We start from the raw sequence: 11,627 nt of genomic DNA, 5'->3' as shown, positions 1-11,627 counted from the left end.
TCGTCTGGGTGCTCGAGGTGTTGGAGCCGGTGGTGCCGATCAGGCCATTCTGGTAGACCACCAGGCTCTGGTTGCAGAAGCCCGAACGCCCGCTGCACCGGCCCACCGCCACCGGATCCCCGTTGACGAGGCCGGCGGCCTTGTAGGCCTTCGCATTGATGCTGTCGAGGTTGCCGCCCGTCGCGCCGCCGATCGTCCAGCTGATCTGGGGCGTCTGCGCGAAGACGTTGTACTGGTAGCCCGACACCTGAATGTCGGTGGCCCCCATGCGTTGCGTCGAGTCATCCGCGACATACGCCAGATTGGCCCAGTTCGTGGAGTAGAGGCCGGCGTCGGATTGCGGCGGACCGGCGATCTGCCAGGTGCCTGCCAAAAGGCCGCGACCCGGGATGTTGAGCGGATTGGCCGCGTCTTTCGCAACCAGCGTCGGAATGCCCGCGTTGCCCACCGCGTAGGACGCGGCATCCGGACCGTAGCGATAGGCGAGGCCGGCGTCCTTGCTCATCTGGGCCGCCATCGACCTGTAGGAGCTCGGGATCACTGTCAGCGAGCCGTCGACAATGTCGCCGGCCACGGGGGTGCCACCGCCGCCGGTGGTGGGCGGCGGGGTCGTCGAGCCGCCACCGGTGTCGGCGCCGAGCGAATAGCAGGCCTTGGCGACGTTCGGCAGGGGATCCGAGCCGAAGAACGCCACGCTGCAAGTCGCGGAGCCGGTCACGCTTTTCTGCACCCAGCTGGAGTTGGCGCCGAACTGGACGATGGTCGCGCTCGCCACCGTGAAATTCTCGAATTCAGCCGCAAGCTTGGTGCCGCTGGGCGGCGCCGTAGACGTCGGGGGCGGCGTCGTGCTGCCGCCGTCCACGTAGCAGGCCTTCGCGACATTGGGCGCGGGATCCGAGCCGAAGTACGCGTTGTTGCAGGTCGCCGTACCGGTGACGGTTTTCTGCACCCAGCTCGTGCCGGCACCGTACTTCACGACGGTCGCGCTCGTGACCGTGAAGCTCTCGAATTCGGCCGCAAGCTTGGTGCCGGCGGTCGGCGTCGTAGGTGGCGTCGTTGTGCCGCCGTCGTCCACATAGCAGGCCTTCGCGACATTGGGCGCGGGATCCGAGCCGAAGTACACGTTGTTGCAGGTCGCCGTGCCGGTCACGGTTTTCTGCACCCAGCTCGTGCCGGCACCGTACTTCACGACGGTCGCGCTCGCGACCGTGAAGCTCTCGAATTCGGCCGCAAGCTTGGTGCCGGCGGGCGGCGTCGTGGACGTCGTGTCGACCGAATAGCAGGCCTTCGCAAGGCTGGGCGCGGGATCCGAGCCGAAGTAGGCGTTGCTGCAGGCCGCGGTGCCGGTCACGGTCTTCTGCACCCAGCTCGTGCCGGTACCGTACTTCACGACGGTGGCTGTGGCGACCGTGAACGAACCGCCTTCATTGGCCAGCAGCGTCCCGCCGGTCGTAGTGCCGGATTGGGCGTAGCAGCCCTTCACCACATCGGGCGTGGGGTCGCTGCCGAAGAAGGCGGTGCTGCAGGTGCCCGCCCCGCTGACGGTCTTTTGGACGAATGTCGAACCCGAGCCGTACTGGACGACCGTGCCGCTGGGCACCGTGAACGACTGGTTTTCGTTCGCGATGCTGACCCAGCTCGCATCCAGCTTCTGCGTCGCGGCGGCTTGCTTGCCGGTGCCCGAGAGCTCGACGAGCGCAGCGTCCGATCCCGCTTCGGCGGACTTGGCGGCCGCCGTGCCGGGCATTGCGCCTGCACTGCCCAAAGCACCGCCCGAACTCCCGCCGCCGCAGCCTGCCACGATGGCCAGCACCGCGAGACAGGACAACTTTGATATTACTTTCATACTTGTTCCCTTCAGTTGACATGATTTTTCCTACATATGCATGGCAACGCAATCAAGTGAGTGAGGACTTTTCCTACATTTTGTTTTCCCGTATTCGCCAACTAATCGGCGACTTCTTCGCTCATTTCTCGCGTCAATGCTGGAAAGTTCCGGCAACGAGCCCGACGCGGAGAAGACGTGAAAAACCATGCTGGCCTTACACGTATTCACAAAAAGCATGGGGCGGAACTTGAGATGCACCAGACCGGGGCGCACTTCGGAGCACCCGGCAAAGCATGCGCGGAGGGGTCGACCGGACCTCGGCGAGAGCCGCGAACTCACCGCGGGGCCGGGATCTGTTAGCGCTACCGGAGTCGCGACGAAGACATGCCAAGGGGCCGTCCTCGCGTGGCCCGCGCTTGCAAGGGGTCAGCCGTGTTGCGCCCGCGCGCCTCCAGCCAGCCCCTTTGCCAGGCCTCCGGAAACAGCCTCAACAGTCCCTAGAACAGCACCCGGCTGCGGATCGTTCCCGGCACCTTGGCCAGCTTCTCGAGCGCCAGGTCGGAGGAGGCGGCATCGATGTCGGTCACCACGTAGCCCACCTTGTCGTTGGTCTGCAGGAACTGCGAGGCGATGTTGATGCGGTTGTCCGAGAAGATCCTGTTGATCTCCGACAGCACGCCCGGGACATTGCGGTGGATGTGCAGCAGGCGATGCTTGCCCGGGTGCGCCGGCAGGGCCACCTCGGGGAAATTGACCGACGAGGTCGAGGTCCCGTTGTCGCTGTACTTCACCAGTTTCTCGGCCACCTCGAGACCGATGTTGGCCTGCGCCTCCATGGTGGAGCCGCCGATGTGCGGCGTCAGGATCACGTTGTCGAGTCCGCGCAGCGGCGACAGGAACTCGTCCTTGTTGCTGCGCGGCTCGACCGGGAAGACGTCGATCGCGGCGCCAAGCAGCTTCCTGGCCTTCAGCGCCTCGGCCAGCGGTTCGATCTCGACCACGGTGCCGCGCGAGGCGTTGATCAGGATCGAGCCCGGCTTCATGGACGCGATCTCGGCGCCGCCGATCATCCACTGCGTGGCCTGCGTCTCGGGCACATGCAGGCTCACGATGTCGCTCTGCGCCAGCAGGTCGGGCAAGAGCCGCACCTGACGTGCGTTGCCCAGCGGCAGCTTGGTGACGACGTCGTAGAAGCAGACGTTCATGCCCAGCGCCTCGGCCAGCACCGAGAGCTGGGCGCCGATCGAGCCGTAACCGACGATGCCGAGCGTCTTGCCGCGGATCTCGAAAGCGTTGTCGGCCGACTTGAGCCAGCCGCCGCGATGTGCGACCGCACTTTTCTCGGGCACCCCGCGCAGCAGCAGGATGGCTTCGGCCAGCACCAGTTCAGCCACCGAGCGGGTATTGGAATAAGGCGCGTTGAAGACGGCCACGCCGTGCTCGCGCGCCGCATCGAGATCGACCTGGTTGGTGCCGATGCAAAAGCAGCCCACCGCCACCAGCTTCTGCGCCTCGGCGAACACCTCGGCGGTCAGTTGCGTGCGCGAACGAATGCCGAGGAAGTGCACGTCGGCGATGCGGGCCTTGAGTTCGGCGTCCGGCAGCGCACCGGGAAGCGACTCGATCTGGGTGTAGCCGGCGGCCTGAAGCACCTCGATCGCCGAAGGATGGATGCCCTCGAGCAGGAGGAACTTGATCTTGCTTTTGTCGAGTGAAGTCTTGCTCATTCCAGGGCCAAAAAAAGCGAAAGACGATGCTAGCATGGTGCGCCGCAGCATGCAGGCGCGCTGCGGCGCACCAAAAGGGTTTCCCCGATTGGTGGACGCTGCGCCGCGCGCAAAGAATATGTGACGCTGTCGTGTCATACGCGCGACCTAGCATCCGCGTTTCTCATTCCCCCCTCAGGAGTCTTCATGCGATTCAAAACGCTCGCCATGGCATCGGCGCTGGCCGCAACGCTTTCCACTTCCGCGTTGGCGCAGACCGAAATCCAGTGGTGGCATTCCATGACCGCCGTCAACGGCGAATGGGTCAACGACCTGGCCAGGCAGTTCAACGAGAGCCAGAAGGACTACAAGATCGTGCCGACCTACAAGGGCCAGTACGACGAATCCATGACGGCAGCCATCGCCGCCTTCCGGGCCGGCAACGCGCCGCACATCCTGCAGGTCTTCGAAGTCGGCACCGCGACCATGATGGCCAGCAAGGGCGCCATCGTGCCGGTCGGCCAAGTCATGAAGGACGCCGGCGAGAAGTTCGACCCCAGCGCCTACATTCCCGCCGTCGCCGGCTACTACACGGCGCCGAACGGCCAGATGCTGAGCTTCCCGTTCAACAGTTCGACCACCATCTTCTATTTCAACAAAGACGCCTTCAAGGCGGCCGGCCTGCCGACCGACAAGGCGCCGGCGACCTGGCCCGAAGTGGTCGCCGCCGCGGCCAAGCTCAAGGCCAGCGGCCACAAGTGCCCGTTCACCACCGCCTGGCAGAACTGGACCCAGCTCGAGAGCTTCTCGGCCTGGCACAACGTCGAGTTCGCGACCAAGAACAACGGCCTCTCGGGCCTGGACCCCCGCCTGAAGGTCAATTCGCCGCTGCACCAGCGCCACATCGAGAACCTCGCGAGCATGGCCAAGCAGGGCCTGTTCATCTACAAGGGTCGTGGCAACGTGCCCGAGGCCTCGTTCGTCTCGGGCGAATGCGCCATGATCGCCACCTCGTCGGGCTTCTACGGCAACGTGGCGAAGAATGCGAAGTTCGCCTACGGCCTGACCGCACTGCCCTACTACCCCGACGTTCCGGGCGCGCCCCAGAACACGGTCATCGGCGGCGCCAGCCTGTGGGTGATGGCGGGCAAGAAGTCCGAGGAATACAAGGGCATCGCCAAGTTCTTCAGCTTCATCTCCACGCCTGAAGTGCAGTCCGCCAGCCACAAGCGCACGGGCTACCTGCCGATCACCACGGCCGCCTACCAGCTCACCGACAAGTCCGGCTTCTACAAGCAGAACCCGGGCACCGACGTCGCCGTGACGCAGATGATCCGCAAGGTGACCGACAAGAGCCGCGGCATCCGCCTGGGCAACTACGTGCAGATCCGCGCGATCGAGGACGAAGAACTCGAACAGGTCTGGAGCGGCAAGAAGACCGCCAAGGAAGCACTCGATGCCATCGTGACGCGCGGCAACGAGCAGCTCGAGCGCTTCCAGAAAGCTAATAAGGGCTGAAAGCCCTTATTAGCTTCGCTCCAACAGGGCACCCCACCCTGCCCTCCCCGCCGAGCGGGGAGGGTTCCTGCCGACGAGGCGGGCGCAGTTAGACTCGCAGCCCCGCCGGACATAGAACCGGCGGGGTTTCTTTTTGAGGGATTCATGGAAAAACGCGTCGTCTTTCGCTCGGGCTGGCTGCCGTGGGCGCTGCTCGCGCCGCAGATGGTCGTCATCGTCGTGTTCTTCTTCTGGCCGGCCAGCCAGGCGCTGATGCAGTCGATGCAGATGCAGGACGCCTTCGGCACCTCGACCGAATGGGTGGGCCTCGACAATTTCAAGCAGTTGTTCGCCGACCCGAAGTACATCGAATCCTTCGAGACCACGGCGCTGTTCTCCATCCTGGTCGCTTTCTTCGGCCTCACGATCTCGCTGGTGCTGGCCGTCTTCGCGGACCGCATCGTGCGCGGCGCGATGATCTACAAGACGCTCCTGATCCTGCCGTACGCGGTGGCGCCCGCGGTGGCCGCCGTGCTGTGGGTGTTCATGTTCTCGCCGTCGCTGGGCGTGGTCGCCTATGCGCTCGGCAAGGTCGGCATCGACTGGAACCACCTGCTCAATTCGACCCATGCCATGACGCTGATCGTGATGGCCGCGGTCTGGAAGCAGATCTCCTACAACTTCCTGTTCTTCCTGGCCGGCCTGCAGTCGATTCCGAAGTCGCTGATCGAAGCCGCCGCCATCGACGGCGCCAAGCCCTGGCGGCGCTTCTGGACGGTGCAGTTCCCGCTGCTGTCGCCGACCACCTTCTTCCTGCTGGTGATCAACGTGGTCTATGCCTTCTTCGACACCTTCGCGATCGTCGATGCCGCGACCCAGGGCGGACCGGGCCGATCGACCTCGATCCTGGTCTACAAGGTCTACTACGACGGCTTCAAGGCCATGGACCTCGGCGGCTCGGCCGCGCAGTCGGTGGTGCTGATGGCGATCGTGGTGGTACTCACCGTGGTCCAGTTCCGCTATGTCGAAAAGAAGGTGAACTACTAAGATGACCAGCCCCCACGCTCATCGCTTCGCGTATCGCTGCCCCCCAGGGGGGCGCTCAGTGCCCTTCGGGCGGCCGGGCGGGCACTGACATGGTCGAACGAAGCCCCAGCCTAGGCATCCTGGCGCATGCCGTGATGATCTTCGGCGTTCTGATCGTCGCCTTTCCGCTCTACCTGGCCTTCGTGGCGTCGAGCCACTCGGCGCAGGAGATCGTGCAGGCGCCGATGCCGCTCCTGCCCGGCGGCCATCTCTGGGAAACCTACAAGTCGGCGCTGTTCGGCCGCACGGCCGGCGCCGGATCGACTGCCCCCGTGGCCCGCATGATGTGGGTCAGCCTGGTGTCGGCGCTGGTCATCACCTTCGGCAAGATCGCGATCTCCCTGCTGTCGGCCTTCGCGGTGGTGTACTTCCGCTTCCCGTTCAAGACCCTGTGCTTCTGGGCCATCTTCATCACGCTGATGCTGCCGGTCGAGGTCCGTATCGGACCGACCTACCAGGTGGTCTCGGACCTCGGCATGCTCAACAGCTATGCCGGCCTGACCGTCCCGCTGATCGCCTCGGCGACCGCGACCTTCCTGTTCCGCCAGTTCTTCCTGACCGTGCCCGACGAGCTGATCGAGGCCGCCCGCATGGACGGCGCCGGCCCGATGCGCTTCTTCTGGGATGTGCTGCTGCCGCTGTCGAAGACCTCGATCGCGGCGCTGTTCGTGATCCAGTTCATCTACGGCTGGAACCAGTACCTGTGGCCGCTGCTCGCGACCACGACCGAAGACATGTACCCGGTGGTGATCGGCATCAAACGCATGATCGCCGGCGGCGACGGCCAGAACGAATGGAACATCGTGATGGCGACCGCACTGTTGGCGATGCTGCCGCCGGCGCTGGTCGTGCTCCTGATGCAGAAGTGGTTCGTCAAGGGTTTGGTGGATACGGAAAAATAGAAATGGCAGCACTTTCACTTCGCAACGTCATCAAGCGCTACGGCCACGGGCCGAAGGCAAACCAGGTCATCCACGGCGTCAGCGCCGAAATCCCCGACCACGAGTTCGTGGTCATCGTCGGCCCCTCGGGCTGCGGCAAGTCGACGCTGCTTCGCATGGTCGCGGGACTGGAGGAAATCAGCGCCGGCGAGATCCGCATCGGCGACCGGGTGGTGAACAACCTCGAGCCCTCCGAGCGCGACATCGCGATGGTGTTCCAGAACTACGCGCTCTATCCGCACATGACGGTCTTCGACAACATGGCCTACGGCCTGAAGATCGCCAAGGTGCCGGTGCCCGAGATCAAGACGCGGGTCGACAAGGCCGCCGGCATCCTCGAGCTCGGCCACCTGCTCGAACGCAAGCCGCGCGAGCTCTCCGGCGGCCAGCGCCAGCGCGTGGCCATGGGCCGCGCGATCGTGCGCCAGCCGAAGGTGTTCCTGTTCGACGAACCGCTGTCGAACCTGGACGCCAAGCTGCGCGCGCAGACCCGCCTCGAGATCCAGAAGCTGCACCGCGAGCTCGGAATCACCTCGCTGTTCGTCACCCACGACCAGGTCGAGGCCATGACGCTGGCAGAGCGCATCATCGTGATGAACGGCGGCGTGATGGACCAGTTCGCCACGCCCGAGGAGGTGTACTCGCGCCCCGCCACCACCTTCGTCGCGAGCTTCATCGGCTCGCCGCCCATGAACCTGCTGAGGTACGCGCCAGGCGTGCGGCCCGGCATGATCCTCGGCATCCGTCCCGAGCACCTGAGCCTCGATGCGAACGGCTGGACGGTGCAGGTCGAGCACGTGGAGCTGCTGGGCGCCGAGCGGCTGATCTACGGCCGCATCGGCGAGGAGCAACTGATCATGCGTGTCGACGAGGGCCACACGCCACCGGTCGCGGGCGACACGGTCAAGATCGCCGCCCGCCAGGACAAGCTGCACTGGTTCGACGCCGGCTCCGGCAAGCGAAGCGCATGAGTGCCGGCGCGACCTGGCCGTACCCGCGCTGGATCGCCCATCGCGGTGCCGGCAAGCTTGCGCCCGAGAACACCCTGGCGGCCTTCCGGCTGGGCGCCGAACATGGCTATCGCATGTTCGAATGCGATGCCAAGCTCAGCGCCGACGGCGTGCCCTTTCTGCTGCATGACGCCACGCTCGAGCGCACCAGCAACGGCCACGGCATCGCCGGCGAGCAAACCTGGGCGGCCCTGTCGCGGCTCGACGCCGGCGCCTGGCATTCGCGCCGCTACGCCGGCGAGCCGCTGGCAAGCCTCGAGAGCCTGATCCGCTTCTGCCTCGCGAACGGTCGCGCGCTCAACATCGAGATCAAGCCGACCCCGGGCCAGGAGCAATTGACGGGCAACGTGGTGGCACGGCAAGCCGCGCAACTCTGGACCCCATCGGAGCTGCCGCCGCCCTTGCTGACCTCGTTCGCACCCGACGCCCTGCGCGCGGCCCGCGTCGCCGAGCCGCAGCTGCCGCGCGGCCTGCTGCTGGACACGCTGCCCGCGGGCTGGCTCGACCTGGCGATCGAGCTCGGCTGCGTCGCGGTCGTCTGCAACCATGCGCTGTGGGACGCCGCCACGGTGGCCCGGGTGCACGCCGCCGGCCTGCGCGCGCTGAGCTACACCGTGAACGACGAATGGGCGGCCGAGCGGCTGACCGCGCTCGGCACCGACGGCATCATCACCGACCGGGTCGACCGCTTCAGCCCGGCGACCTGAGCTCGCCTACGGTTCGTTTCGAACCGGCAGCCGGCGGCTTTTATGATGAAGACCATGCGCTGGTTCCCCCATTTCACGACCCTCCTGCTGGCTGCCGCGCTGTGCGGCGGCACCTGGGCCCAGCCAAGCACCGAGACCGAGGTCGCACCCACGGTGGCGGCACTGAGAAGCCAGCTCGAGAACGTGCCGTCGGAGGTGGAGACCAGCGCCGACGTGCGTGGCGTGGTCGAGCAGCTCAACGCCCTCAGTGCCTCGACCGACAAGTTCATCGCCGCGCGCACCGGCGAACTCAACGACCTGAACGCCCGGCTGGGCGAACTGGGCAATGCACCGGCCGAGGGTGCAACCGAGAATCCCGACATCACCCGCCGCCGGGCGGAGCTGATCAAGGAGCGCAACGCGCGCGATGCCGACATCCGGCTCGCGCGACTGGTCTCGGTGGACGCCCAGCAGCGCGCCAGCGAACTGCTGGCCAAGCGCCGTGCGCTGTTCGAAGCCCAATTGACCGAGCGCTCGCCTTCCCCGCTGGGGCGGGACTTCTGGGACGACGTCAGCGACGCCTGGTCGAGCGACGTGACCCGGCTCGGGCGCCTCGGTGCCGAGCTGGAGGACGGCGTCCAGACCGCCCGCAAGCCGGCCCACGCGCCCGCGGTGCTCGGCGCCCTGGCAGTTGCCGTGCTGATGGCCCTGCTGGGCAACTGGCTCGCCGAGCGCGCCCTGACCCGGTTCGCTGCACGCTACCTGCCGCCGGGTCGATTGCGGCGCTCCCTGCTGGTGATCGCGATCGTCACCGCCAACGTGCTGCTGGTCGGGCTGGCGGCGCAAGGCGTGTTCGCCATGTTCGACAGCCATGGCCTCTGGGGGCCCCTGACCCGCAAGCTGGGACAGTCCGTGGTGCAGTCGAGCATCTTCATCGCCTTCGTGGTGGGACTGGGTCGGGCGCTGCTGTCCAACGGACGGCCTTCGTGGCGATTGCCGCCGATCTCGGATGCGTTGGCGATCCGGCTCGCACCCTTTCCCTGGGTCATGGCCGGGGTGGCCGCGGTGGTGTGGGCGCCGACCCAGGTCAACGCGGTGGTGGAAGCCAGCTTCGCCGCCGTGGTGGCCACCCACGTCATGACCGCCCTCGTCCTGACGGGCATGATCGGCGCGATGCTGCTGCGCCTGCGCAGCGCGCCGGTCGCCGCAGCGCCGGTCGCCGCCAGGACGCCGCCGAAGGACGCCGGGTCCGGCCCGGCGGAGACTGCGTCCTCCGCGCCCGTTGCCGACGGCCCCGAAAGGCCGATGTGGGTCGGCGTGCTGCTGGCCGCGGTGACGTTGATGCTGATCGTCATCTGGGTCCTGGTGGCGATCGGCTACGTCGCGATGGCGAGCTTTCTTGCGAGCCAGCTCACCTGGGCCGGCATCGTGGTGGCCGCCTTCTACGTGCTGTTCAAGTTCGCCGACGACCTGTTCGAATCGGTGGTTTCCTCGCGCAGCAGCTTCGGCGAGCGCCTGCAGCAGAGCTTCGGCCTGCAGCCGCGCACCCTCGATCAGGCGGCGGTGGTGCTCTCGGGCCTGAGCCGCGTGATCCTGTTCTTCTACATGGTGATCGCGCTGGCGACGCCCCTGGGCACCAGCCCGGGTGAGGTCTACCAGCGCAGCGGAAAGTTCGGCGGCGGGGTCAAGATCGGCGAGATCCAGCTGGTGCCTGGCGCGATCATCAGCGCGGTCTTGGTGCTGGTGATCGGCTTCGTCGCGCTGCGCGTGGTCAAGCGCTGGCTGGAGCGGCGCTATCTGCCGCACACCGGGCTCGAGCCCGGCATGCAGAGCTCGATCACCACCCTGCTCGGCTACGTCGGCGGGATCATGGTGATCGCCTTCGGACTCTCGGCACTGGGCATCGGCATCGAGCGCATCGCCTGGGTGGCGAGCGCGCTGTCGGTGGGCATCGGCTTCGGCCTGCAGGCGATCGTGCAGAACTTCATCTCGGGCCTGATCCTGCTGGCGGAGCGCCCGGTCAAGGTCGGCGACTGGGTGGTGCTGGGCAATGCCGAGGGCGATGTGCGCCGCATCAACGTGCGCGCCACCGAGATCCAGCTGGGCGACCGCTCCACGATGATCGTGCCGAACTCGGAGTTCATCACCAAGACCGTGCGCAACATGACGCTCGCGAATGCCGAGGGCCGGGTGCTGATCCGCCTGCCGATGCCGCTGACCACCCACGCCAACCGGGCCCGCGAGGTGATGCTGGCGGCCTTCGCCGATCACCCCGGCGTGCTGGCCAGCCCTGCCCCCTCGGTCACGCTGGAGGGGGTGGAGGTGGGCTTCCTGATCTTCCAGGCGGTCGCCTATGTGCCAAGCCCCCGGCTGGCCGGCGGCGTACGCAGTGACGTGCTGTTCGCGATGCTCGAGGGGCTGCGGGCGGCCGATCTGCCGATGGCGGCCTACCCGGTGGCGCCAGCCTATGCGGGCGCGCCCGGGGCGCCGGCCGCCGCCGCCGCCCCGCCGCCTCCACCGCCGCCGATATTGCCTGGCCTGGTGAACTAGCCGGCCACCAGCCACTGGCTGGTGGCGCAGGCCAGCACCAGGGCCACATACGTCGCCATCTTGCCGTCGCGGCCGAAGATCACGAGGCCGGCCGAGAGCACCGCCACGCCAACTATGAAATTGATAGCGGCCACGACCCACCAGGCGGGCGATTTCGCGCTTTTTCCCATGGAGATTCGGCCCAGCAGCGCGCACAGGAAGCCGACCGCGAAGGCAGGCGCGACGAAATTGAGCAGGTGATTGAGGAGGTCCAGCGGTGCCATGACAGGGGATTCGCCGCTTTGGCGCGGACTTTTTCGCCGCCGCGGGCGGTCCGGGCGCTG

At 66.6% G+C, this 11,627-nt stretch carries 8 protein-coding genes and 1 pseudogene; 6 read left to right on the top strand and 3 right to left on the bottom strand.

The genetic code is table 11. The features are described 5' to 3' along the window. Nucleotides 1–1,846 (bottom strand): annotated as a pseudogene (locus AC1D2O_RS31110) (hypothetical protein); the annotation flags it as partial. Nucleotides 1,847–2,325: 479 nt separating this feature from the next. Further along, nucleotides 2,326–3,555 (bottom strand): phosphoglycerate dehydrogenase, encoded by a 1,230-nt coding sequence (gene serA / locus AC1D2O_RS31105; protein ID WP_478094590.1) that lies wholly within the window; start codon nucleotides 3,553–3,555, stop codon nucleotides 2,326–2,328. 186 nt (nucleotides 3,556–3,741) lie between these two features. Between serA and ugpB the strand changes: the two genes are divergently transcribed. From ugpB to AC1D2O_RS31075, 6 genes are all read left to right on the top strand, one after another. Beyond that, nucleotides 3,742–5,052: a sn-glycerol-3-phosphate ABC transporter substrate-binding protein UgpB gene (gene ugpB / locus AC1D2O_RS31100; protein WP_478094416.1), complete on the top strand. Its 1,311-nt coding sequence runs from the start codon at nucleotides 3,742–3,744 to the stop codon at nucleotides 5,050–5,052. A 144-nt stretch (nucleotides 5,053–5,196) separates the two neighbouring features. After that, entirely contained in the window at nucleotides 5,197–6,078 is an 882-nt protein-coding gene (gene ugpA / locus AC1D2O_RS31095) for a sn-glycerol-3-phosphate ABC transporter permease UgpA (RefSeq protein WP_478094417.1), read from the top strand. Nucleotides 6,079–6,167: 89 nt separating this feature from the next. Further along, entirely contained in the window at nucleotides 6,168–7,019 is an 852-nt protein-coding gene (ugpE, locus tag AC1D2O_RS31090; protein ID WP_478158441.1) for a sn-glycerol-3-phosphate ABC transporter permease UgpE, read from the top strand. A 2-nt stretch (nucleotides 7,020–7,021) separates the two neighbouring features. Continuing rightward, nucleotides 7,022–8,029: a sn-glycerol-3-phosphate ABC transporter ATP-binding protein UgpC gene (gene ugpC / locus AC1D2O_RS31085; protein ID WP_478093344.1), complete on the top strand. Its 1,008-nt coding sequence runs from the start codon at nucleotides 7,022–7,024 to the stop codon at nucleotides 8,027–8,029. Continuing rightward, nucleotides 8,026–8,775: a glycerophosphodiester phosphodiesterase gene (gene ugpQ / locus AC1D2O_RS31080; protein WP_478093342.1), complete on the top strand. Its 750-nt coding sequence runs from the start codon at nucleotides 8,026–8,028 to the stop codon at nucleotides 8,773–8,775. The genes ugpC and ugpQ overlap by 4 nt, the downstream gene beginning before the upstream one ends. A 54-nt stretch (nucleotides 8,776–8,829) precedes the next feature. Continuing rightward, complete coding sequence (locus AC1D2O_RS31075; protein ID WP_478093340.1) at nucleotides 8,830–11,304, top strand: DUF3772 domain-containing protein; 2,475 nt, start codon at nucleotides 8,830–8,832, stop codon at nucleotides 11,302–11,304. On the opposite strand, the gene AC1D2O_RS31070 is transcribed toward AC1D2O_RS31075, so the two are convergent. Beyond that, nucleotides 11,301–11,567 (bottom strand): hypothetical protein, encoded by a 267-nt coding sequence (locus AC1D2O_RS31070; protein WP_478093348.1) that lies wholly within the window; start codon nucleotides 11,565–11,567, stop codon nucleotides 11,301–11,303. The genes AC1D2O_RS31075 and AC1D2O_RS31070 overlap by 4 nt on opposite strands. Between the last annotated feature and the right edge of the window lie 60 nt (nucleotides 11,568–11,627).

It is taken from the genome of Variovorax sp. P1_G12 (genome assembly GCF_056405555.1).
This window is presented reverse-complemented; position numbering and strand designations above follow the sequence as displayed.